The following is a 23,090-nucleotide window of genomic DNA, read 5'->3' as shown; positions in this document are numbered from 1 at the left end:
TGCGACCATGTCCGAGGCACGCAGCTTTATCAATCCTCAGGCGCAATCGTTTGAGTCGCTGAAGGCCGGCACGCCCATGTCGGCCCATCAGCGGGCCAAGTTTGATGTGCTAAATGCGCATATCGCCAATGGCGTGGTTGTTGGAGGGGAACTGGTGATTGTTGGTGACCCCAGTACGCCATCGTGTACGAGCCATGAGGCTTTTTTAATGGCGAAGGCAGCGGGAATACATCATCAGCTGGAGGTCAATGGTGCTGGGGTGGATGACTTCTTTCTGGACAACTACGAGATGCTGAAAAGTTTCCTCACCCACGCCTCCATGGGGGCTGGCGCTGTAAGCGATGGCTGGAGTAGGCACCTTGAGTCGATCAAGAAGACCCTGGAAGATATTGAGGTCTTACATCGTCAATATTTGAGAGATGGCACAATTAAGGGGCGTAATGAGTTTTATGCCAGGCGAATGACCTTATTCATGAAGCTAGAAGAGCAGCTGAATAAATTGGCTGCGTACGGTTCAGGCCTGCGAAATAGAGGTTCGGTGAAGAGAGTCCTCGAGATATCAACCAAAAGCTACCTGCATACCGGTGAGATTGCTGGGTACGCCGAGAAGATCGCAGGAATCTCGAGAGCAGCCAATCTGATAAAGAAGGGTACTTATATCGGCTTGGGGCTCGACGTGGCTTCAACAGGGCTGAGTATCCATCATGCATGTACCTTTGGACGCCCTGAAGACTGCAGAAAGGCTAAATATGTGGAAGGCGTCTCTCTGGTTGGCAGTACGGGGGGATCGATCACTGGCGGGGCGATTGGTGGATTTCTAGGGGGAACTGGTTGCGTACTTTTCCTTGGAGTGACGACAGGCGGTCCGGGGGCTCTCGCGTGCACTGTCATTGGCGGTGCCGTGGGTGGCGCTACAGGCGGTTCGGTCGTAGGTGGTATCGGTGAAATGCTTGGTGAGTTGATATATGAGGTGGCGCAATGATTGGGTTCGACGCCAGATGGTTAGGCCTTCCCTTGATGGTGGCCATGTTCATAGTCATATTTATATGGGTTTATGTTTCGGTTCGCTATGTGAGTCAAATAGAGTCGTTGCTATCTAATAGTTTGATGGTTTCTGGTAATAAAAAGATTTTTGGTCATGCAGGTTTGGTGGGTAAAGTGATGCGTACCGGCTCTGCATCCGTGATGTTGTCGATGAGGGCGATTTGCGTTCGTAAAGGCCTTCTAGACGTTCAGGATGTAAAAAAATTTCCTGGTGGATTGCGCCGCATGCTGGTTAGCTTGTGGTTTCTTCATATCGCTATTTTCTTGTCGCTCATTGGCCTTTGGAGCTGGTTGAAATTGGGGGGTTATTAAATTTCGTGTCTGGACAGGAAAATTTGCGCCTATCGTAGTGTTTTCAGCGCCTGGGAGACCGGGCGCCGCCCGCGCGGCGCGCAACAACGCAAGCGCTAAGCGCTTCGGAACGCTTGGCAACCTTGGCGGGTCCCAACCTGTGTACCCCTTTCGTCCACAGCAGGAGCCCGTAGCCATGAGCATCGCCTACGACTGGGACCTGATCGAACGCTTGCTGCACGAAGTGCAGAATGGCGCCGGTCACAGCTTCACACCCCGCCCATATGCCGAACAGCATGCTGCTGCACTGGCCGCCAAGGGTGAGCCGGTGGGTGACGTGGATCACCTGAAAACCCGTGCATGCGAGTATGAAAAGCTGCTATTTGAGCGCGGATTCATTGAATGCCGGCCTGAAGAGGACGGCGGCAATGGCGAAAACTTCGTCCTGACCGAACGCGGCTCGCGCTTGATGAGCCTGATCGACAGCAGCATCCCCGGCTTCGAGCACCCGCGCCAGGTGCTGGATGAGCAGGAAGATGCGCTGGACGAAACGACGTTCGAACAGGTATCTGCGAAGGCACAGATTGCTTGAGGTCGTTTTAAGGCTGGCAAGTGCAGCGTTCAAAACCCGATAATCGGTAGCTTCTGAACGCTGCCGAGCCTTGCCCATGCCTACGACCACCCCAGAGGCCCGCTTATGAGCGCGGTCCGCAAGAACCCTGACGCCTTTGCCTTCCAGGTAATGCTGGGCCTTTGCCTGATCTGGGGCTGCCAGCAGGTACTGATCAAGACCGCCGCCGCAGACATTGCTCCGGTGATGCAGGCAGCACTGCGCAATGGCATTGCCGCTGTGCTGGTAGGCCTGATGCTGTGCTGGCGGGGTGGCTGGGAGCAGGTCAGCACCACCTGGCGCGCAGGGTTGGTGGCGGGCGGGCTGTTCGGGGTGGAGTTTCTGTTCATTGCCGAAGGGCTGAAACTGACCTCGGCGGCGCACATGTCGGTGTTCCTCTATACCGCGCCGGTATTTACCGCCTTGGGCCTGCATTTTCGTCTACCCAGTGAACGCTTGCGGCTGCTGCAGTGGCTGGGCATTCTGCTGGCCTTCGGCGGCATTGCCATGGCCTTTGCCGGTGGCACGTCGTTCGAGCACATGGACAGCCGCACCTTGCTGGGAGATGCCTTTGGCGTGATCGCCGGGCTGGCCTGGGGCGCGACCACGGTGGTGGTGCGTTGTTCACGGCTATCGGAGGCGCCGGCGACCTTGACCCTGTTCTATCAGCTGGCGGTCGGTTTTGCCGGGCTGCTGCTGATCGCCCTGCTCAGCGGGCAGATCGGCGCGGTGTCGCTGACGCCGCTGGCGATGGGCAGTGTATTGTTCCAGGGGATTGTGGTGTCGTTCATCAGCTACCTCACCTGGTTCTGGTTGCTGCGCAAATACCTGGCGTCGAACCTCGCGGTGTTTTCCTTCATTACCCCGTTGTTTGGGGTGACCTTTGGCGTTTTGCTGCTGGATGAGCCGCTCAGTGCGAATTTCGTGGTGGGCGCGTTGATGGTGTTGCTGGGTGTGATCCTGGTAAGTGCCGAACCTTGGGTGAAACAACAATTGCGGCGGTTGGTAGGGTGATGTGTTGCCTCTACCGGCCCCTTCGCGGGCAAGCCGCGCCTGCACAGCCGTTGTAGGCGCGGGCTTGCCCGCGAAGGGGCCGGTACAGACTGCATCGCCTCAGGATGCAGCCTTGGCCTGACAGGCGCTTCCCTGCTGTGCGTTACCCGGCAACTGGACCAGTACGCCAGCCACCGCCAACCCGCCCGCCGCCAGCATCAATGCCGGTTGCAGCCCGCCACTGTAATGGCTGCTGAGCGCCGCCAGCAGCGGCCCACTCAACTGCCCCAAGGCAAAGCACGCGGTCAGCAGCCCGGCATTGCGCTGTGTGGCATGTGGCGCCAACTCGCGCGAGCGCTGCATGACCAGTTGCATGCAGGCCAGGAACGGCCCGCCACACAGCGCAACACCCAGCACCAGCCCGATACCCCCACCCATCAGACAGGCCAGCACACCCAGCCCTTGCAACCACAGGGTGGTGGTCAACCAGGTCGAGGTGCGGCCACCACGGCGCACGCTCACCAGCAAAACACCCAGCGCCGCCGCCAGGCCAAACGCCGGCCAGAACAGGTCAGCCAGCCACTGCCCGCGAAACTGCTGATTGGCCATCTGTGACAGAAAGGTGGCTGGCAGGATGTAGCCCATGCCATACAAGCCATACACCAACCCCAGGCGGCCAGTGCCGACACTGCGCGTCGGGCCTTGTCGCACTGGCGGCTGAGCCGGTGCCGCTTGCAGTGCCCGTGGCAACCACGGCCGCACGGCCAGCAGCATCACCAAGGCAGCCACGGCATAGATCAGCCACAGTGCAGCCGAGCCCAACCCCTGCACATGCGCGGCCAGTGCCAGTAGCCCGGTCACGGCAATACCCAGGCCGGGTCCGGCGAAAACCAGCGCTCCCAGGCGCTGGCGGTTGTGGGCAGTGGCTACTTGCTGGCTGAGGCTGGTGATCATCACCAGCACCCAGGCGCTGGCTACGCCTGTGCCGAAGCGCAGCAGCAGGTGGCCCCAAAAGCCGTTGGCAGCCCAGGAGGCCAGGGTCAGCAGCACACACAGCCACAGCCCCCCGTGCAGGCGCAACCGTACCTGGCCTGGCGAGCGGGCGAACATGGCGTCCACCGCACCCACGAAATAGCCCAGGTAATTGGCCGCCGCGACCAGCCCGGCGACTGTCAGGTCGAACTGGCCTTCGGCAATCAGTTGTGGCAGTTGCGGGGTGAGGGCGAAACGACCGATGCCCATGGCCATCATCAGCGCCACGGCGCTGGCGAGCAGTTGAATGAGTGGCGACATGACAGGTCTCCTGCGCGGATATAAGTGATGGCTGGCAGGTTAGGGTGCTTTTGTTTTCAATAAAATTGAATAATGATGATCAAGTTGTTCTGTTTTGGAGAATGCCGTGGAATTCAGCCAACTGCGTATCTTTCAGGCCGTGGCCGAGGAAGGCTCGGTTACCCGCGCCGCAGAGCGCCTGCACCGGGTGCCATCAAACCTCTCCACGCGCCTGCGCCAACTCGAGGAGCAACTGGGCGTCGAACTGTTCCTGCGCGAACGTCAGCGCCTGCAACTGTCGCCAGCAGGCAAGGTGCTGCTGGACTATGCCAACCGTATGTCCGCCTTGCGCGACGAAGCGCTGGGCGCCGTGCGTGGCGGTCAGCCGGCTGGGGACTTCGTGCTGGGGACCATGTACAGCACGGCGGCGACCCACTTGCCGGCGTTGCTGGCGCGCTATCACCAGGCTTACCCACAGGTGAACCTGCAAGTGCGTGCAGCACCCAGCGGCGAGTTGCTTGAAGGGCTGTTGAACCACTCCCTGGATGCTGCTCTTGTGGACGGGCCACCGAGCCTTGCCGGGTTGGATGGCGTGCCGCTGTGCGATGAGCAACTGGTACTGATCACCAGCCCCGAGCACCCGGCGGTCCTCACCGCCAAGGACGTGGCGGGCAAGGCGGTGTTCACCTTCCGCCAGGGCTGCTCGTACCGCATGCGCCTGGAGGCCTGGTATGCCCATGCCCATACGCCGATGGGGCGGGTGATGGAGATCGAGTCGTACCAGAGCATGCTGGCCTGTGTGATCGCGGGTGCGGGTGTGGCGATGATGGCCCAGTCGATGCTCGACAGCCTGCCTGGACGTGATCGGGTGAGGGTGCACCCGCTGCAGGCACCTTTCGATCAGGCGGTCACCTGGCTGATGTGGCGCCAGGGTATGCGCGGGGCTAATCTGCAGGCATGGATCGACCTGCAACAAAGCGAAACGATTAACCAGTCGTCGGAATGCGCCGCCACGGCTTGATCCGAGTCAAAATCGCCCTTATCTGTAGGAACAGAGGCATGCGTAATACAGGACATAGGGCTATGATCTGTATGAAACATTGCAGGATTGATTTGCCGTGAGGCTGACCCGTCAAGGGGGCATTATGAATAAACCACTGTCAAACTGGCTCCACGACCTGGCCGTCGCCTTGGGGCTGATTCCACCACCCTTGCAGCCGGTGCCGATCCCGACTGATGAAGAGCAGCGCAAACGTCAACCGCGTCGGCGCTGATTAACGACAAAGGCCGCTTCACCCGAGTGGGTGCAGCGGCCTTTTTGTGTCTGCTGATTGTCTATTGCGTGTACTGGCCCTTTCGCGCGTGCAAGCCCGCTACAAACGAAAGGGCCGGTACAGCAGTCAGGCCAGCTTCACCGCCGCCACCGACTTGCGCGATACCAGGCTCACGCCCACAAAGCTCACCAGCCCTACTGCCAGGCTGTAGTAGATCGGGGTATTGGCCTCCAGCCCGTCCAGGAACATGAACAGCAGGGCGGTGGCAAAGCCCAGCGACATGCTGGCAATCGCGCCTGCGGTGGTCGCACGCTTCCAGAAGATCGCCCCGATCAGCGGGATCAGCATGCCGCCGACCAGCAGGTTGTAAGCCAGGGTCAGGGCGTTGATCACATCATTCACCATCAGCGCGATGCCCAGCACCACCAGGCCGGTGAGCAGGGTGAACAGGCGGCTGGTGCCCAGGCTCGACTGCTTGCCGCCACGCAGCTTGGGCAGCAGGTCTTCGGTCACGGTGGTCGAGGCAGCCAGCAGACCGGCGCTGGCGGTGGACATCATGGCCGCCAGGGCCGCGGCCATCAGCAGGCCACGAATGCCATCGGGCAGGGTGGTTTTGATCATCTCGGCAAAGGCGTTGTTCGGGTTGGCCAGGTCGGGCATCAGCACATGCGCAGCCATGCCGATCGCCGCACAGGCCAGGCCATACAGCACGCAATACACACCGGCGGTGGTGCCGGCTCGCTGACAGACCTTTTCGTCACGGGCGGTGAACACTCGCTGCCAGATGTCCTGGCCGATGAGGATGCCGAAGAAGTAGATCAGGAAGTAAGTGATGATGGTGTCCCAGCCAATGGTAGTCAGCTGGAAGCTGGCCGCTGGCAGTTTGGCCACCAGGGTGTCCCAACCACCGGCCTTGTACAGGCACACTGGCAGCAGGATGAACATCAGGCCGACGGTCTTGATCACGAACTGGACGATATCGGTCAGGGTCAGCGACCACATGCCGCCGATGGTCGAGTACAGCACTACCACGCCGCCGCCGAGCATCAGCGAAGCCCAGAACGGCAGGTCCAGCAGCACCTGCAGGACGGTGGCCATGGCCAGGGTCGAGGTGACCCCGATCATCAGCGCGTAAGCCAGCATGATGACGGCGCTGGCCTGGCGTGCGGTGGGGTTGTAGCGCTGTTCCAGTACCTGGGTCACGGTGAAGATGCGCAGGCGCAGTAGCGGTTTGGCGAGGAACAGGTTGATGGCGATGATGCCCAGGCCCAGGGCTGCGCACAGCCAGAAGCCGGAAATGCCGTGGACGTAGCCCAGGCGCACGGTGCCGACGGTGGAAGCGCCACCGAGTACGGTGGTGGCCATGGTGCCCATGTACAGCACCGGGCCGAGGTTGCGCCCGGCTACCAGGTAGTCTTCATGGGTTTTCGCGCGGCGCATGCCATACCAGCCAAGCCCGAGCATGCCGGCGGTGTAGATCATTACAACAATGATGTCCAAGGCCATTGGGGGTCTCCCGATTATCTTTATTATGGCGAGATCGACCGCGCGGGCGTTTGCACGGCGCCCGGCGGTCTTTTCTTGTGTTGGCGGGCCTCAGTGGCCCTCCCTCATGGCTCCTGCCGGGGTAGAGCGGTATTAGCGACGCACCACGCCCGGTAGCACGCAGAGCATCTCGAACAGCAGGTTGGCACCGAGCAGCGAGGTGTTGCCGGTGGTGTCGTAAGGCGGGGAGACTTCGACAAGGTCACAGCCGATCAGGTCCAGGCCGTGGCAGCCGCGAATGATCTCCATCGCCTGGATGGTGGTCAAGCCGCCGATCTCCGGGGTTCCGGTACCGGGTGCCCAGGCCGGGTCGATGCCATCGATGTCGAAAGACAGGTAAACCGGGCCACCGCCGACTTTTTCCCGCACTTCGGCCATCAGTGGCTCCAGTGACTTGTGCCAGCACTCTTCGGCCTGGACCACGCGGAAGCCCTGGCGACGGCTCCAGTTGAAGTCATCGGCGGTGTAGCCCTGGGCGCGCAGGCCGATCTGCACCACGCGGTCACAGTCGAGCAGGCCTTCTTCCACGGCGCGGCGGAAGGTGGTGCCGTGGGCGATCTTCTCGCCGAACATGTGGTCGTTGACGTCGGCGTGGGCATCGATGTGTACCAGGCCGATCTTGCCGTGTTTCTTGTGCAGCGCACGCAGGATCGGCAGGGTGATGGTGTGATCGCCCCCCAGGGTCATGGGAATGACGTTGTGCTCGACGATCTCGTCATACGCTTCTTCGATGATGCGCACGGCGTCCAGCAGATTGAAGGTGTTGATTGCCACATCGCCGATATCGGCGACCGACAGCGAGTCGAACGGGGCGGCACCGGTCGCCATGTTGTACGGGCGGATCATCACCGATTCGGCGCGGATCTGCCGCGGGCCGAAGCGGGTGCCGGAGCGTAGCGAGGTACCGATATCCAGCGGTACGCCAATGAAGGCAGCATCCAGGCCTTCGGCGCTTTGCAGGTGGGGGAGGCGGAGCATGGTGGCGATGCCGCCGAAACGCGGCATTTCGTTGCCGCCCAGTGGTTGGTGGAGAGTCTTGTCCACGGTGGGCCTCATCAGTCGGTCGATTGTTGTGTTTGTTCGAACCTGTGCCGCCGCGCGCCATTCACGTGTGGTTTGCCGGCGGGCAGGGACATTTCGGCCAAGTCTGCTCAAGGGAGTACCGGGGAAGAATCGCTACCGACAAATACTTAGTTCAGGATTTTCTGAACTAAAGGCGGGTAGAGCAGTTAGACTGCGCGCACATACCCTTGTGGAACCGTTGCACCATGGCCTCGACCTTGCCCGACCTGAAACTGCTGCGCATCTTCATCAGCGTGGTGCGCCACCAGGGCTTTGCCAACGCCCAGCGCGAGCTGAACCTGTCGACCTCGGCCATCAGTACCTACATGAGCCAGCTGGAGGGCGCCTTGGGTATCGTGTTGTGCCACCGGGGTCGGGGTGGCTTCAGCCTGACCAGCAAGGGCGAGCTGTTCCATCAGGAAACCCTGCGCCTGCTGGCCGAGCTGGACGGTTTCGAGCAGTATGCCGCCGCCCTCAAGGGCGAACTGCGTGGCACCCTCAACCTTGGCGTGATCGACTCCACGGTCGGTGACCGCGCCTTGCCGCTGGCCGAAGCCATCGGTGCCTACAGCCAGGAGCACCCGGCGGTGCACCTGCACCTGTCGGTGTCCAGCCCCTACGAGCTGCAACTGGGTGTGCAGGACAACCGCCTGGACCTGGCCATCGGTGCGTTTTCTTCGCGGATGAGCGGCCTGCTCTACCAGCCGTTGTACCGCGAACAGCACTGGCTGTACTGCAGCAGCCGCCACCCGTTGTATGCCGAGCGGCGCATTCCCGAGCAGGTGGTGACCCAGCAGCGCATGGTCGGCCGTGGTTATTGGAGCCAGGCCGAACTGGCCCGGCATGGCTTCAAGCACAGTGCGGCGACGGTTGAAAGCATGGAGGCGCAACTGATCCTGATCCTTTCCGGGGCCTATATCGGCTACTTGCCTGAACACTACGCCCAGGCCTGGGTCGACAAAGGTGACTTGCGTGTACTGTCGCCGTCGACCTTTGGTTACCAGGCCCCGTTCTCGCTGATCATTCGCCGCGGGCGCAGCCGCGAACCGCTGATCCAGACCTTCCGTGACCTGCTGAAAAGCCAGCTCAACGTGGGCTGAGATGCGACGCATTCATGCATTCCGTCGGGAGCGGGTTAAATTCCGGTAAACGCTGGCCGCTAACCTGATAGCGCTCTGCTACATATCAACTTGCGCTGATGATTTCCCCTTATTTCATCCTGCAAGGATCGCCCAAGATGCGCATGAATTTGCCCGTCACTGAGCACGAAAGAACCTTCCCCGGCGATCAACGCCTTATTTCCACGACTGACCTCGGCAGCCGAATCACCTACTGCAACGACGCCTTTGTGGCAATCAGCGGCTTTACCTACGACGAGCTGGTCGGCCAACCGCACAACCTGGTGCGCCACCCGGACATGCCGCCTGCGGTGTTTGGCCACATGTGGGAGACCATCAAGCAGGGCAAACCTTGGATGGGCATCGTCAAGAACCGGGCGAAGAACGGCGATTACTATTGGGTAAGCGCCTATGTCACGGCGATATACGAACAAGGCCGGATCAGTGGCTACGAGTCGGTGCGCTCGGTGCCCACGCGCGAGCAGATCCGCCGTGCCGAGGCACTGTATGCGCGTTTGCGTGATGGTCGCGGCCCAGTGCCGTGGGCTGCTCGCCTGGGGCACGGCCTGGGCCATGGCTGGCCACTGATCGGCGCAGGCCTGCTGTCGGCGGCGGGTTACCTTTGGTTGCCCCCCTATGCGGCGCTCGCGGTGCTGATGGCAAGTCTGCTGCTGGCTTGGTACTGGGTCGAGCACCGGCAGAACCAGGCCATTCGCCGCACGTTGGCTGAGCATCCCAAGGCCTTTACCAGTCCGTTGGTGGCGCTGACCTACAGCGACAACCCAGGCTTGCAGGGCCAGCTCGACCTGGCCATCATCAGCGAAGAAGCCCGCCTGCAAACGGCCCTGACCCGGCTGGTGGATGCCGGTGTCGGGGTAAAGTCGCGGGCGGCGCAATCTTCCGACTTGTCCGATGCCCAGGCGCAGATGCTCGACCGGCAGCGCAGCGAGACTGACCAGTCCGCCACCGCCATCGCGCAGATGGCGGCGACCATCCAGCAGGTCACCCACAACGTGCAAAGTACGGCACACGCGGCAAGTGATGCCGACCAGCTGGCGCAGCAGGGCAGCGAGCTGGCCCTGAAGAGCCTGCAAGCCATGGGCAGCATGAGCGACGCGGTCAATGACATTGGTCAGGCGGTCAACGCCTTGGCCGAGCAGACCCAGTCGATTGGCAGCGTGGTCGACGTGATCACTTCGATTGCCGAGCAGACCAACCTGCTGGCGCTTAACGCCGCCATTGAAGCGGCGCGCGCCGGTGAGCAAGGACGCGGGTTCGCCGTGGTGGCTGATGAGGTGCGGTCATTGGCGCAGCGTACCCGCGCGTCGACCGAAGAGATCCACCATATCATTGCCTCGTTGAGGGCCGGGGCGGAGCGAGCGGTGAGCACTGCCAGCCGGGGCGAGCAGATTTCCCGGGACAGTGTGCACAGTGTCGAGGCGGTGCAGGCGGCACTGAGCGGGATTGCCCTGGCGGTCAGCCGCATCACTGGCATGAGCCAGCAGATGGCCACGGCATCGGAGCAACAGAGCCATGTGGCTGAAGACATCAACCAGCAGATCGTGAGAATTGCCCAGCTGTGCGACCAGAGTGCCGGGCAAGCCAGGCAAGGCGCGGAAATCAGCCAGGACCTCGAGCGAATGGCGGAGTACCTGCATAGCCTGGCGGAAAGGTTCAACCGTTGAAATCGCGGGGCCCGCAAAGCGGGCCCCGGTTATGTGGCAAACTGTCCCCGCCAAGGAGACCGCCATGCCCAGACCCCGCTGCGAGCGCTGCCAGCGCCCGCTCGACCATTGCCTATGCCCACTGATCCCCGCGCTCGACAGCCGCACCCGTGTGATCCTGCTGCAGCACCCCAGTGAAACTGCCCATGCCCTGAACACGGCGCGCCTGGCTGCCCTTGGCCTGAACAATGCCGAGTTGCGGATTGGAGAGGTGTTCGATGACCTGCATGACTTGCTCGCCACCCCCGGATACCACCCGGTGCTGCTGTTCCCGGGTGATGACGCCCAGGTGCTCACAGCTTATGGCGAGGCGGGCGACAAACCTTTGCTGCTGATCGTACCCGACGGTACCTGGCGCAAGGCGCGCAAGCTGCTGTACCTGAACCCGTTGCTGGGGGGGCTGCCACGGGTGACGCTGGGGCAGGTGGCCGCTTCACGCTATCGGTTGCGCAAAGCGCCGGAGGCGGGTGCATTGTCGACGATCGAGGCGGTGGTCGGGGCATTGAACACGCTGGAGCAACCGGCCTGTTTCGATGCACTGCTGGCGCCGTTCGAGGCGTTGATCGAGGGGCAGATCAGGGCCATGGGCGTAGAGACTTTTCAGCGTAATCATGGCCGCGAATGAGGGTTGGGGGCTGCTTTGCAGCCCATTCGCAGCACAAAGCAGCCCCGCTACCTAAAACCCGCTCAACGCATCTCAGGCAGACGCGCCTCGGTGCGGACTTCGGTGGTCGCCAGCGCCTCTGGTGGCAACGAAATATGCTGTTTGCTCAGCAATTCACCCATGGTCGCCAGTACGCGGTAGCGCGAGAACTCTTCGGTATAACGCACCTCGGTGTAGCGACGGTCTGCGTTGTACAGCTCGTTCTCACTGTCGAGGACGTCCAGCAGGGTGCGCTGGCCCAGGCCGAACTGGTCCTGGTAGGCCGCGCGCACACGTTTGGTGGTCTCGGCGTATTCGCGCGCGGTTGGCAGCTGCTTGCTGGCGTTGTTCATGGCGTTCCACGCCAGGCTCAGGTTTTCGGTCAACTCACGCAGGGCGTTGTTGCGAATGTCCAGTGCCTGGTTGATCTTGTGCGCGTCGGACTGCAGGCGAGCCTTGTCGCTGCCACCGCGGAACAGGTTGTAGTTCATCTCCACGCCAGCTTGCCAGTCGTTGTTGTTGTGGCCTTTCTCGCCGCCGGTGTTGTTGTTGGCACCGGTTGCCAGAATGGCGTCGAAGCGCGGGTAGAAGGTCGACTTGCCCACTTCGTACTGCCGCTCGGCGGCGTTGACGTCAGCCTGGGCAGACTTGATGTACGGGTTGTTCTGGCGCATGCCGTCGCGGGCTTCGTCGAGGGTGCCTGGCACCTCGCCCCTGATGCTCTGCGGGCTTTCCAGCTCGTCCGGGGCGCGACCGATCACGCTGAAGAAGTTGGCCTCGGCATCGGCCAGGTCGACTTCGGCGGTGTCCAGGTTGTTTTCCGCCAGGGCGCGACGGGCGCGGGACTGGTCGAGGTCGGCGGTGCTACCGACGCCGCGCTCGTTGCGCAGGCCAATCTGGTCGTTGACGCGCAGGTGAGCTTGCAGGTTGTTCTTGGCCAGCGTCACCAGTTCACGGCGTTTGAGCACTTCCAGGTAGACCTCGACTGCACGCAGGGCGACATCCTGGGCAACGGCCTGGGTGTAATAGGCGCGCGAGGTAGAGACCGCCTCGGTGCGGCCCACTTCATTCGCGGTGTTGAAGCCGTCGAAGATCATCTGCCGCAGGCGCAGTTCGGACTGGGTGTAGTTGAGGGTTTCCTTGTTGTGATTACCCGCTGCACGGGTCGTGGCGTTGTCCGAGCGCTGGCGGCCATAACCGGCAACCAGGTCCACGGAAGGGTAGTAGCCACCACGCGCGAACTTCACGTCTTCATCGGCCGACAGCTTGCTGTTACGGTTGGAGCTGACTTGTGGGTGGTAGTCCACGGCGCTTTGGACAGCCTCGGTAATCGACATCGCCTGTACGTTGGCACTCGCCAGGGCCAACAGTAAAGCACTGGTGATGGGGTTCAAAACGCGCATGGTACATCTCCCTGATCCTGGAATTGATCCTGCTGTTCGCCAAAAAAATGACGATAAACGTATCGCGTATAGTGTTGCAGGTTTTTAACAACACAGCTAAGTACATTCAACGCGATAGATAAGAAGATTTATTCATATCAAATTGCCATATAAGATCGTTGTTGTCTAATAAGTGTGTATTCAAGGGCACGGAACGAAGGCGGGAAATGCCTTGAAAACCCATGGATACAAGGTCTACACGCGGTTCCAGAACTAATTCGGATAAAGAAGGTGTTGATTAGGCGAAAGCGATATTTGGCGACAAAATATTGTCACTTTGGCTTGTGCAGGGTTTTCAGCCTGAGCAGGTACAGGGTAACCAGTACGGCACTGGTCAGCATGAAGGTACGTGCCCAGAACAGCGGGACCAGGTAGCACGACAGGCCAATGCTGGCCCACATCAGGCCGATGGCGTAGACCTTGCCCTTGAGGGGGATGCCTTCACCACTGAGGTAGTCACGGATCCATGGTCCCAGCTTGGGATGATGGACCAGCCAGTGGTGAAAGCGCGGCGAGCTGCGGGCAAAGCAGGCCGCCGCCAAAAGCAGGAATGGGGTGGTGGGCAAGACCGGCAGGAATATCCCCAGCACCCCCAGCGCGACGCTGAGCCAGCCAGTGGCCAGCAGCAGGTAGCGCACAGGTTGCTCAGTGGTGGCGTGGCTTGAGCAGCGCCGGTTTTTCGTCAGGGGCGTGCAGCAGCAGGAACAGTGCGCTCAGTGCCTCAGGGATCTGCACGATCATGTCATCCTGCAGGTTGGCGTTGCTGGCGATATCGGCGAACTCTGGCTGTTCGTCAAACAACCCCGAACCCACCATGATCGGCAGCAGCATTTCGCTGACTTCTTCCTCGGCGTTTTCGAACCACGCCTCTTCCCGCAGGAACACGCCTTCCATGAAGCCGATGCACCAGCCGCGCAGGTCGGAATCGTCCGGCTCATCGGTCAGGTCGAGCTCGCAGGGCAGGTCGAATTCTTCGTCGCTGGCCAGCTGGCGGGCAATGTGCGCCTTGAGCGCCACCAGGGTGGCCTCGATCTCGGTGCGCTGGGCTTCGCTGGCGTAGTGCGGCTCCTCGGCGAACAGGGCGTCGATCCACTCGCGCTCGGGCACGTCCTCGGCGTTGATCGAAAGAGCGGTGAGGTAGCCGTGTGCGGCGACATAGTCCAGCGCTTCTTCGTGCAGCTCGTCGGCGTCGAGGAAGGCTTGCAGGCGGGTCAGTTGCTCGGCGAAGGACATTACAGGGCTACCTTGGGGAATAAACGATAACGAATTCTAGCACCTTGCAGCGGCAGCGGGGCAAAGGGAACGTCTATCGCCGCGGTGCATGTGCAGCGCGGTGCTGCGGTATACTCCGCGATTTTTCATCCAGGGGCAGGTTTTAACGGCTGCCTGGCAAAAACCGCTTACGCATTTGGCGTGTGCGGGGCGGGTTTTTCGTCCAGCCTTTATCCAGGATGGTACGGCGATTTGGAGTTGCACATGCTCGAACAGGCTCAGCGCGTTCTCAAGGACATCTTCGGCTACGACAGTTTCCGTGGGCGCCAGGCAGCGATCATCGAATGCGTGGCCAATGGCGGCGATGCCTTGGTACTGATGCCCACCGGTGGCGGCAAATCGCTGTGTTTCCAGGTGCCGGGGCTGCTGCGCCCGGGCTTGACGGTGGTGGTATCGCCACTGATCGCGCTGATGGACGACCAGGTCGCCACCCTTGACGAGCTGGGTGTGTCTGCGGCCGCCCTGAACTCTACCCTGACGGCGGAGCAGCAGCGTGAACTGGCCGGGCGCCTGCGCCGTGGTGAAGTCAAGATGCTGTACCTGGCGCCGGAGCGCCTGGTGCAGCCGCGCATGCTCGACTTCCTGCGCGATCTGGACATCTCGCTGTTCGCCATTGACGAGGCCCACTGCGTTTCGCAATGGGGTCACGATTTCCGCCCCGAGTACCTGCAGCTGGGTCAGCTGGCCGAACTGTTTCCGCATGTGCCGCGCATTGCGCTTACCGCTACGGCCGACATGCGAACCCGCGAGGAGATCGTTCAGCGCCTGCACCTGCAGGGCGCCGAGCGCTTCCTGTCGAGTTTCGACCGGCCCAACATCTTCTACCGCATCGTGCCCAAGGAGGCACCGCGCAAGCAGTTGATGGCCTTTCTCGGCGAGCGTCGTGGCAACGCTGGCATCGTCTACTGCCTGTCGCGCAAGAAGGTCGACGAAACCGCCGCCTTCCTCTGCAGTCAGGGGTTCCCTGCGCTGCCGTATCACGCCGGCCTGGCCGCCGAGACACGTGCGGCCAACCAGCACCGCTTTCTCAACGAGGAAGGGCTGATCATGGTCGCTACCATTGCTTTCGGCATGGGTATCGACAAGCCCAACGTGCGCTTCGTTGCTCACCTCGACCTGCCCAAATCGCTTGAGGCCTACTACCAGGAAACCGGCCGGGCCGGCCGTGACGGCCTGCCCTCCGATGCCTGGATGGCCTACGGGCTGCAGGACATGGTGATGCTCAAGCAGATGCTGCAGAACTCTGAAGGCGACGAGCGCCACAAGCGCATCGAGCAGCACAAGCTGGACGCCATGCTGGCGCTGTGCGAAGAAACGCGCTGCCGCCGCCAGTCGCTGCTGGCCTACTTCGACGAAACCCTCGAACAACCGTGCGGGCACTGCGACAACTGTGTCGACAACATCCAGACCTGGGACGCCACCGAGCCGGCCCGCCAGGCGCTGTCGGCGGTGTTCCGCACCGGCCAGCGCTATGGTGTAGGCCACCTGGTCGATGTGCTGTTGGGCAAGGACACCGAGAAGGTGCGCAATTTCGGCCACGAGAAGCTGTCGGTATTCGGCGTTGGCAAAGGCTTGGCCGAGGTCGAGTGGCGTTCACTGTTCCGTCAGCTTGTGGCGCGCGGCCTGGTCGATATCGACCTGGAAGGCTACGGCGGTCTGCGCCTGTCCGACAGCTGCCGGCCGCTGTTGCGCGGCGAGGTGACCTTGCAACTGCGCCGTGATCTCAAACCGCAGACCACGGCCAAAACCTCGTCGTCCAGCGGCGGCAGCCCGGCCAGCCAGCTGGTGCGTGCCGAAGAGCGCGATCTGTGGGAAGCGCTGCGTACCCTGCGCCGCAAGCTGGCCGAAGAACACAGTGTGCCACCCTACGTCATCTTCCCCGACTCGACACTGCTGGAGATGCTGCGCAGCCAGCCGGTCAGCCTCAGCGACATGGCCCAGGTCAGCGGTGTGGGGGCGCGCAAGCTGGAGCGCTACGGCCAGGCGTTCCTCGAAGTGCTGAACAGCAGCGGTGGCACCGACGAGGCACCGAAAGTGGTGCTCGACCTGCGCCACGAACTGGTCAGCCTGGCCCGTGCCGGCATGACCCCGGCGCAGATCGCCGGGCAGCTCAACTGCAGCGAGAAGAATGTGTATAGCCTGCTGGCCGAGGCGCTGGGCCGCCAGGAGCTGAGTCTGGACCAGGCCATCGACTTGCCGGAAGACCTGATGATGGAGGTGCAGGACGCCTTTCTTGATGGCGAGGGTGAGCTGCCACCGGTGTCGGCCATTGCCCCGCAGTTCGGGGCGCGGGTGCCGGAGGGCGTACTTTATTGCGTGCGCGCAGCGCTGGCGGCGGAATTCGAATTGTAAACGCATGCAGGATCGAAGGCAGAAGCGCCATCTGCTGACCTTTGTCATGCTTTTTGACGATTATCGAACGCGTAACCATGGCCGAGCCTTGCCTCGTGGGGCAGGGCATGGTTAGCTGCCTAATAATTAGATCTACTCCAATGAGTTCCTTATGCCCCTGAACGACAACCAACACCGCTTTGGCATGCAACTGGCCCAGATGTCCCGAGGTTGGCGTGCCGAGCTGGACCGCCGCCTGGCCGGGCTCAACCTGTCCCAGGCGCGCTGGCTGGTGTTGCTGCACCTGGCGCGCTTCGAAGACGCCCCGACCCAGCGTGAGCTGGCCCAGAGCGTAGGTGTCGAGGGCCCGACCCTGGCGCGTCTGCTCGACAGCCTGGAAGCGCAAGGGCTGGTGCGCCGGCAGGCGGTGCTGGAGGATCGGCGGGCGAAGAAGATCGTGCTGTGCCCGCCGGCCAAGCCGTTGATCGATCAGATCGAGACCATCGCCAACCAACTGCGGGTAGAGCTGTTTACCGGCGTGGACGAGGCGGACTTGCAGGTCTGTATGCGCGTGCATGCCAAGATCCTGGCCAACCTCGAAAAGTCCTGAGCTCCCCCCATCGTTGCAGGTGCAGTGCAAGCCTCAGAAGGTGTGCCCAAGGTTCAGGTACACCGCTTGTTCATGCGCACTGTTGGCGCCGTAGCTGAAGTTCAGCGGCCCTAGAGGCGTCTCCAGCCCCAGGAAGATGCTCGCCGCATTGATGTACCCACTGTCGAATTCGTTGTCATTGTTCCACGCCCGCCCACGCTCCAGCGAGCCGCCGATGTACAGCGGGAAGTCCAGCGGCACATAGGCCCGTGGCGTCAGCCGGCGGTAATAGACCATGCGCAGCAGGCTCACGTTCTGCCCCGATACCGAGTCCTGGCGGAAGCCTGACAGCTCTCGCGCCCCGCCCATCACAAAGCTCGACGTCACCACTTCGGTGTCGTCCAGCGTGCGCCCGTAGCGCCCACCCAGTACGAACGTGTTCGGCCCGCTGCTGATGGCCTTGTCCAGGGTGAACAGCCACTGCCGGTAATCCTGGTCGGAGTCCAGCGACTTGTCGTATTTGCGCAAGGTGAGGCCGATATCCTCGCCATGGTGCGGGAAGTACACGTTATCGAGGGTGTCGAACGAGTACTTCAGCTCGTAGAAACCTTCGTTGAAACTGACTTTGGGCAGGTCCTGGTCGCCGATGCGCACCTCGGCTTCGCCCCAGGCCTTGCCCACGCCCAGGCGCACTTCACCGCTGTTGCCGATCTGCCGGCCTACGTTCAGGCCAAAGCCATAGCGTTCCAGGCGATACTCGGCGACCGGGTCGTTGTCCAGGGTGGCTTCGATGTTCTGCGAGCCCAGGTCCAGGTACGGCGCGATGAAGTAGCGTGAGCCCACATCCAGGGGTTGGTAGAACTCGCTGTACAGCGCTTGCTGGTCACCGATCTGGCCGCGGGTCAGCCATTCGGCGCCAAGGCTGTTGATGCCGTTGACCCGGTAGCTGGCGCCCAGGTTGAAAGCGCTGTCGCCGCGCAGGTCATCGGACAGGTTCAGGCCCAGGCGCAGGTAGTCCGTGCCGCCGCGTCGGCCCCGGGCGTTGATCACCAGGGTATTGTCGTTGCCCTTGTGCACCACGCGGTACTGCACCCTGTCGAAGTAGTCCAGGCCATACAGCGTACCCATGTCGGTCTGCAGGCGGCCCAGTTCCAGCGGTGCGTCGATCGGCTGGCGGATGTACGAGCGGATGACATCATCGCTGACCTTGGAGTCGTTTTCGATCCGGATTGCGGTAATTACCGGCGTGCGCTGGCGCGGCGAGCGGGCCACGGCCAGGCTGGCGTCGCCCTCGAGCTGGCGCAGGGTGGCCAGGCGTGGGTCAAGCAGGCGAGTGGCGCGGTAACCGGCGTCGATCATGTCGCGGGCACGGCCGAAGTCAGTCACGCCGAAGGCGGTCAGCGATGGCTGGATGAGGATGTCGTCGCGGTGCAGACTGGCCAGTTGTTCTTCGGAGTTGCGCCGGGTCATCAAAGTGATCGACTGATTCAGCACGTCGACCACTGTCAGTAATTGCTTGCGATCGCGCAGCGGGGTGCCGATGTCGACCACGATGGCCAGGTCCACGCCCATTTCGCGGGCCACATCCACCGGAATGTTGTCGACCATCCCGCCGTCCACCAGCAAGCGGCCGTCCAGTTCGACCGGGGCGAACACGGCGGGGATCGACATGCTGGCGCGGATTACCTGGGGCAGGTGACCCCGGCGGAACACGACTTTTTCGCCACTGGCGATGTCGGTAGCCACGGCGCGGAAAGGAATGGGCAGCTTATCGAAGTCGCGGGTGTCGGCGGTATGCGCCAGTTTGCTTTCCAGTAGCAGTGACAAGTTCTGGCCCTGAATCACACCCAGCGGCAGGCCCATGCTGCCGTCGTCGCGAAAGCTGAGCTTCTGCTTGACCAGGAAGTCACGGTCATCCTGCTTGCGCCGGAACGGCACATCCTTGCGCGGCGGGGCATCGGAGAGCGCCTGTTGCCAGTCAAGGGTGGTCGCAAGTTTTTCCAGCTCTTCGACACTGTAGCCCGAGGCGTACAGGCCGCCGACCACCGCGCCCATGCTGGTGCCGGCGATGGCGTCGATGCGCACACCCTGTTCCTCCAGTGCTTTGAGCACGCCGATGTGGGCCAGGCCACGGGCAGCACCGCCAGACAACACCAGGCCGACCTTGGGCCTGGCGGGTTCCGCAGCGATTGCCGTAAGCGAGGTGAGTGCGAGCAGAAAACAGAACAGCAGACGGCGCATCGTGACTCTCAAACCGTGGGCTAAAGACCGCTAGTATAAGCGGCCCCTTACCTGGAGATGTTTCACCATGGCTGACAACAAGCCGGAAATCGTCATCACCTATTGCACCCAGTGCCAGTGGCTGCTGCGTGCGGCCTGGCTGGCTCAGGAACTGCTCAGCACCTTTGCCGACGACCTTGGCCGGGTTGCGTTGGAGCCGGGCACCGGGGGTGTCTTCCGCATCACCTGCAATGGCGTGCAGATCTGGGAGCGCAAGGCCGACGGCGGTTTCCCCGAGGCGAAGGCACTGAAGCAGCGGGTGCGCGACCTGGTCGACCCGCAGCGTGACCTTGGTCACAACGACCGCTGATCAGGCGCCCTCGGTCAGTGGCCGCTGCCTGGGCGGCTGCTCGGCAGCCAGGCGGCTGGACAGCACGATGGCGAAGATGATCAGCGCGCCGCCCAGCAGCATGCGCACGGTAGGTGTTTCGGCGAACACTGCCCAGGCCACGGCAATGCCGTAGACCGGCTCCATGCCGAACACGACCGCAGCGGTGCGCGCCTTGATCACTGCCAGGCTGGCGACGAACAGGCTGTGCGCCACCCCCGTGCAGAAAATGCCGAGCAGGGCGATCCACAGCCAGTCCAGGGTCGCAACGTCGGCCAGGCCGGGCGCCGCGAACGGTAGCAGGCACAGGCCCACCACCAGGTTTTGCCACAGTGCGGCCTGCACTGCAGGCAAACGTCCGGAGCCGGCCCGGTTGGTCAGTGACAGCAGCGAGAACAGCAGGCCCGAGAGCAGTGCCCAGAGCAGGCCGCCGGTGGCTTCGCTGGCCAGGTCGAATGCCGGTGTGACCAGTATCAGGCCAATGCTGACCAGCACGACCAAGACGGCTTCGTTACGGTGGATACGCTCGCGGAACAGCAGGCTTTCGAGGATCACCGTAAAGGCCGGGAAGCTGGCGAAGCCGAGGGTGGCGATGGCTACGCCGCCCACTTTGACGGCGATGAAGAAGCTGACCCAGTGGCCGGCCAGCAGCACACCACCGAGCAGCAGGCGGCGCGTATCCTGGCGGCTCACGCGTTGCCAGCCCGGGCCGGCCAGGCTGGCGAACAGGGCCAGGGCGAGTACGGCGAAGGCGGCGCGACCGAAGACAATGATCGCCGGGCTGGCGCTGGCGGCCAGTTTGCCGAAGACGCCGGTAAGGCCGAAGAACAGCGCGCCAATGTGCAGTGCGCCGAGGGCGGTGCGGTGGTTCATGATGGGTCCTTGATGAAGATCTCTACAGGCAGTGCCGGCCCTTTCGCGGGTAAACCCGCTCCCACAGGTTGTGCCGGCCCTTTTGCGGGTAAACCCGCTCCTACAGGTTTTGCACAACCTTCAGGCGGGGGCATCTTGTAGGAGCGGGTTTACCCGCGAAAGGGCCGGTAAAGGCAAAGTCTAAAGCCTCAGGCGAACACGTTCTGTCGCAAGACTGCTGTCAGTTATCGCCAGACTCTCGCCGCAAAGCCAAAGGTGTACACCCGAACGCCCGTAGCATCGCCGCTGAAAAGGCACTTTGCGAGCTATACCCCACCTGCGCCGCAATTTCGCCCATCGGCAGCACGGTCTGCACGATTAGCCGCCGCGCCTTGAGCAAACGCCGCTGGCGAATGTAGTCCATCGGAGTCATCCCGCACTCAGTGGTAAAGCGCGCATGCAGCCGGGCACTGGACAGACCGGCGATGCGCGCCAGGTCAGCTACCTGCAGCGGGTAAGCCGCATGTTGCTCGATATGCGCATCGAAGGCGCTGTAGGGCAGGCGCTGGCTGGCGTGCACGCTGGCTGCCGCCGTGGCGTTGAGGCTGGCCAGCAGCAGTGCCGCGCCTTGACGGGCAATCAGTGGGTCGTGCACGGGGCTGGTCGCCAGCCAGTCCACCAGTTGCTGCTGGCGCTCATCCAGGCTCACGGCGGCGGGGCGGTCGAGCAGGCGGCGGCTGGCATCGGCATGCTCGCCCAGGTGCTCGCGCAGCCAAGGCTCCCCTGGCACATCAAGCACCAGGCAATCACTGCCGGCATCGCTGGCGCACGTGTGATGAGCACCCGCCGGGACCACGATCAGCCCCTGGCGATCGATGCCGGCGCCATGTCCCTGGACCTCGAACTCCAGGCGGCCGCGCAGGCCGAACACCAGTTGCGGGTGTTCGTGGCTATGGGCGATCAGGCTGTCGCGGTAATGGCGCAGCGAGAGGATCGGGCCGGCGGTCATGGGGGCTTCCTCGCAGGGCAGGCGCCCATTGTGCCTCAATCCCTGCACGCCATCACTCGTCACTGTTTTGCCATGGCGCTGTCATGCACGCCTGCCAGTCTCCAGCAAACTGCGCCGGAGCCTGCCCATGAGCCATGCCGAACTGTCCCGCCCCTCGCGCAAGCAACGCGTGCGTACCCTGTGGATCTCCGACGTGCACCTGGGTACCCGCGACTGCCAGGCCGAACACCTGTCGCAATTCCTCAAGGGCTACCAGGCTGACCGCGTCTACCTGGTGGGCGATATCATCGATGGCTGGAAACTGCGCGGCGGGATCTATTGGCCGCAAGCTCACACCAACGTGATCCGCCGGCTGCTGACCATGAGCAAGCGCGGTACCGAGGTGATCTACGTCACCGGCAACCATGACGAATTCCTGCGCCGCTACTCAAAGTTGATTCTGGGCAACATTCAGCTGGTAGACGAGGCCGAGCACCTGACAGCTGATGGCCGCCGACTGCTGGTGGTCCATGGCGATCAGTTCGATGTGATTACCCGTTACCACCGCTGGCTGGCGTTTCTGGGTGATCGCGCCTACGAATTCACCTTGGTGCTCAACCGCTGGCTCAACCACTGGCGAGCGCGGTATGGCTATGGTTACTGGTCGCTGTCGGCGTACCTCAAGCACAAGGTGAAAGGCGCGGTGAACTTCATCAGCGACTTCGAGAATGCCATTGCCCATGAATGCACCCGTCGTGGGTTTCATGGAGTGGTGTGCGGGCATATCCATCATGCCGAGATACGCAAGGTGGGTGAGGTGGACTACCTCAATTGCGGGGACTGGGTGGAGTCGTGCACGGCCCTGATCGAGCATTGGGATGGCAGCGTCGAACTGTATCGGCTGGCCGAAGCGCAGGCCGTGGCGGCGTTGCGCGAGCCGGCTTAGGGGCCGAGGGCAGAGTGCCGCCAAGCGGCCTCGGACGCTTACAGCCTGAGCTTGCCCAGCAGGATATCCCGGAACATCACGAAATCCCCGGCCAGGCTGTACAGCGGATAGGTAAAGGTCGCTGGCCGATTCTTCTCGAAAAAGAAGTGCCCGACCCAGGCAAAGCCATAGCCGAACACCGGCACGGCCAGCAGCAGCAACCATTTGCCACTGCCAATGGTGTAGGCCAGCAGCGCTATCACCAGGCTGGTGCCGACGAAGTGCAGGCGGCGGCAGGTGGGGTTGCTGTGCTCCCCCAGATAGTACGGATAGAACTCGGCAAAACTGCGAAACTGCGCTGTGCTGTTCATGGCAGTGCTCCGGGATTAATACTTCTGGACAAGATACACGGCGTGGAGCCTGATTCGAGTCTAGAGTGACTGACGGGGCCTACCAGTGACAATAGGCGCCAAATGAGTATCCTTGGGGTTCACCGCAGGAGCGGTT

At 62.3% G+C, this 23,090-nt stretch carries 23 protein-coding genes; 13 read left to right on the top strand and 10 right to left on the bottom strand.

From position 1 onward, the window contains the following. The first annotated feature begins 7 nt into the window (after positions 1 to 7). The 4 genes from AA098_RS20460 (at position 8) to AA098_RS20445 (ending at position 2,959) form a co-directional block, all read left to right on the top strand. Positions 8 to 982 carry a hypothetical protein gene (locus AA098_RS20460; protein ID WP_047604232.1) on the top strand — a complete coding sequence of 325 codons (975 nt, stop codon included), beginning with the start codon at positions 8 to 10 and terminating at the stop codon, positions 980 to 982. Beyond that, positions 979 to 1,356 (top strand): hypothetical protein, encoded by a 378-nt coding sequence (locus tag AA098_RS20455; RefSeq protein ID WP_047604231.1) that lies wholly within the window; start codon positions 979 to 981, stop codon positions 1,354 to 1,356. The genes AA098_RS20460 and AA098_RS20455 overlap by 4 nt, the downstream gene beginning before the upstream one ends. A 175-nt stretch (positions 1,357 to 1,531) precedes the next feature. Beyond that, entirely contained in the window at positions 1,532 to 1,927 is a 396-nt protein-coding gene (locus AA098_RS20450) for a hypothetical protein (RefSeq protein WP_003254595.1), read from the top strand. 105 nt (positions 1,928 to 2,032) lie between these two features. Then, complete coding sequence (locus AA098_RS20445; protein ID WP_064614957.1) at positions 2,033 to 2,959, top strand: DMT family transporter; 927 nt, start codon at positions 2,033 to 2,035, stop codon at positions 2,957 to 2,959. A gap of 99 nt (positions 2,960 to 3,058) precedes the next feature. Here the strand turns inward: AA098_RS20445 and AA098_RS20440 are convergent, their stop codons facing one another. Continuing rightward, positions 3,059 to 4,231: an MFS transporter gene (locus tag AA098_RS20440; RefSeq protein ID WP_004576873.1), complete on the bottom strand. Its 1,173-nt coding sequence runs from the start codon at positions 4,229 to 4,231 to the stop codon at positions 3,059 to 3,061. A 106-nt stretch (positions 4,232 to 4,337) separates the two neighbouring features. Here AA098_RS20440 and AA098_RS20435 point away from each other — a divergent pair, with 106 nt between their 5' ends. Together AA098_RS20435 and AA098_RS29910 are read left to right on the top strand one after the other, a co-directional pair. Then, positions 4,338 to 5,231: a LysR family transcriptional regulator gene (locus AA098_RS20435; RefSeq protein ID WP_003254589.1), complete on the top strand. Its 894-nt coding sequence runs from the start codon at positions 4,338 to 4,340 to the stop codon at positions 5,229 to 5,231. A gap of 124 nt (positions 5,232 to 5,355) precedes the next feature. Beyond that, complete coding sequence (locus AA098_RS29910) at positions 5,356 to 5,484, top strand: PA1414 family protein (protein ID WP_009683677.1); 129 nt, start codon at positions 5,356 to 5,358, stop codon at positions 5,482 to 5,484. A 126-nt stretch (positions 5,485 to 5,610) separates the two neighbouring features. Here the strand turns inward: AA098_RS29910 and AA098_RS20430 are convergent, their stop codons facing one another. Together AA098_RS20430 and speB are read right to left on the bottom strand one after the other, a co-directional pair. Further along, entirely contained in the window at positions 5,611 to 6,990 is a 1,380-nt protein-coding gene (locus tag AA098_RS20430) for a sodium:solute symporter (RefSeq protein ID WP_012051556.1), read from the bottom strand. 132 nt (positions 6,991 to 7,122) lie between these two features. Further along, entirely contained in the window at positions 7,123 to 8,073 is a 951-nt protein-coding gene (gene speB / locus AA098_RS20425) for an agmatinase (protein WP_003254586.1), read from the bottom strand. Between the two features lie 224 nt (positions 8,074 to 8,297). On the opposite strand from speB, the gene AA098_RS20420 reads away from it, so the two are divergent. From AA098_RS20420 to AA098_RS20410, 3 genes are all read left to right on the top strand, one after another. Further along, positions 8,298 to 9,191 carry a LysR family transcriptional regulator gene (locus AA098_RS20420; protein ID WP_003254585.1) on the top strand — a complete coding sequence of 298 codons (894 nt, stop codon included), beginning with the start codon at positions 8,298 to 8,300 and terminating at the stop codon, positions 9,189 to 9,191. Between the two features lie 137 nt (positions 9,192 to 9,328). Beyond that, positions 9,329 to 10,894 (top strand): PAS domain-containing methyl-accepting chemotaxis protein, encoded by a 1,566-nt coding sequence (locus AA098_RS20415; RefSeq protein WP_054888697.1) that lies wholly within the window; start codon positions 9,329 to 9,331, stop codon positions 10,892 to 10,894. Between the two features lie 64 nt (positions 10,895 to 10,958). Then, complete coding sequence (locus AA098_RS20410) at positions 10,959 to 11,558, top strand: tRNA-uridine aminocarboxypropyltransferase (RefSeq protein WP_003254580.1); 600 nt, start codon at positions 10,959 to 10,961, stop codon at positions 11,556 to 11,558. A 62-nt stretch (positions 11,559 to 11,620) separates the two neighbouring features. On the opposite strand, the gene AA098_RS20405 is transcribed toward AA098_RS20410, so the two are convergent. The 3 genes from AA098_RS20405 to AA098_RS20395 form a co-directional block, all read right to left on the bottom strand. Further along, positions 11,621 to 12,979 (bottom strand): TolC family outer membrane protein, encoded by a 1,359-nt coding sequence (locus AA098_RS20405; RefSeq protein WP_019750698.1) that lies wholly within the window; start codon positions 12,977 to 12,979, stop codon positions 11,621 to 11,623. Between the two features lie 311 nt (positions 12,980 to 13,290). Next, complete coding sequence (locus AA098_RS20400; RefSeq protein ID WP_003254578.1) at positions 13,291 to 13,656, bottom strand: YbaN family protein; 366 nt, start codon at positions 13,654 to 13,656, stop codon at positions 13,291 to 13,293. Between the two features lie 7 nt (positions 13,657 to 13,663). Beyond that, positions 13,664 to 14,251, bottom strand: coding sequence for a YecA family protein (locus AA098_RS20395; RefSeq protein WP_003254577.1), 588 nt, complete (start codon positions 14,249 to 14,251; stop codon positions 13,664 to 13,666). A 243-nt stretch (positions 14,252 to 14,494) separates the two neighbouring features. Here AA098_RS20395 and recQ point away from each other — a divergent pair, with 243 nt between their 5' ends. Both recQ and AA098_RS20385 read left to right on the top strand, forming a co-directional pair. Then, positions 14,495 to 16,642 carry a DNA helicase RecQ gene (gene recQ, locus AA098_RS20390; protein WP_003254576.1) on the top strand — a complete coding sequence of 716 codons (2,148 nt, stop codon included), beginning with the start codon at positions 14,495 to 14,497 and terminating at the stop codon, positions 16,640 to 16,642. A gap of 151 nt (positions 16,643 to 16,793) precedes the next feature. Further along, positions 16,794 to 17,231, top strand: coding sequence for a MarR family transcriptional regulator (locus tag AA098_RS20385; RefSeq protein ID WP_003254575.1), 438 nt, complete (start codon positions 16,794 to 16,796; stop codon positions 17,229 to 17,231). A 33-nt stretch (positions 17,232 to 17,264) separates the two neighbouring features. Here the strand turns inward: AA098_RS20385 and AA098_RS20380 are convergent, their stop codons facing one another. Continuing rightward, on the bottom strand, positions 17,265 to 19,451 hold the full coding sequence (locus AA098_RS20380; protein ID WP_003254573.1) for a patatin-like phospholipase family protein: 2,187 nt from the start codon (positions 19,449 to 19,451) through the stop codon (positions 17,265 to 17,267). A 67-nt stretch (positions 19,452 to 19,518) separates the two neighbouring features. Between AA098_RS20380 and AA098_RS20375 the strand changes: the two genes are divergently transcribed. Continuing rightward, the gene (locus tag AA098_RS20375; protein ID WP_003254571.1) at positions 19,519 to 19,800 is read left to right on the top strand and encodes a SelT/SelW/SelH family protein; all 282 of its coding nucleotides are present in this window, start codon (positions 19,519 to 19,521) and stop codon (positions 19,798 to 19,800) included. Here the strand turns inward: AA098_RS20375 and AA098_RS20370 are convergent, their stop codons facing one another. Beyond that, complete coding sequence (locus AA098_RS20370) at positions 19,801 to 20,691, bottom strand: DMT family transporter (protein WP_003254570.1); 891 nt, start codon at positions 20,689 to 20,691, stop codon at positions 19,801 to 19,803. Positions 20,692 to 20,911: 220 nt separating this feature from the next. Then, positions 20,912 to 21,679 (bottom strand): AraC family transcriptional regulator, encoded by a 768-nt coding sequence (locus AA098_RS20365; RefSeq protein ID WP_003254568.1) that lies wholly within the window; start codon positions 21,677 to 21,679, stop codon positions 20,912 to 20,914. A 127-nt stretch (positions 21,680 to 21,806) separates the two neighbouring features. Here AA098_RS20365 and AA098_RS20360 point away from each other — a divergent pair, with 127 nt between their 5' ends. Further along, a complete protein-coding gene (locus AA098_RS20360; protein ID WP_003254566.1) occupies positions 21,807 to 22,604 on the top strand; it encodes a UDP-2,3-diacylglucosamine diphosphatase in 798 nt (265 codons plus the stop codon). Between the two features lie 38 nt (positions 22,605 to 22,642). Here AA098_RS20360 and AA098_RS20355 read toward each other — a convergent pair whose 3' ends face one another. Further along, positions 22,643 to 22,954, bottom strand: a complete 312-nt coding sequence (locus AA098_RS20355) for a DUF962 domain-containing protein (protein WP_003254563.1) — start codon at positions 22,952 to 22,954, stop codon at positions 22,643 to 22,645. Positions 22,955 to 23,090: the final 136 nt, after the last annotated feature.

The sequence above is a fragment of the Pseudomonas sp. JY-Q genome (genome assembly GCF_001655295.1).
GTDB lineage: Bacteria > Pseudomonadota > Gammaproteobacteria > Pseudomonadales > Pseudomonadaceae > Aquipseudomonas > Aquipseudomonas alloputida.
Note: the sequence above shows the minus strand (reverse complement) of the source record. Positions and strands in the feature narration are given on the sequence as shown.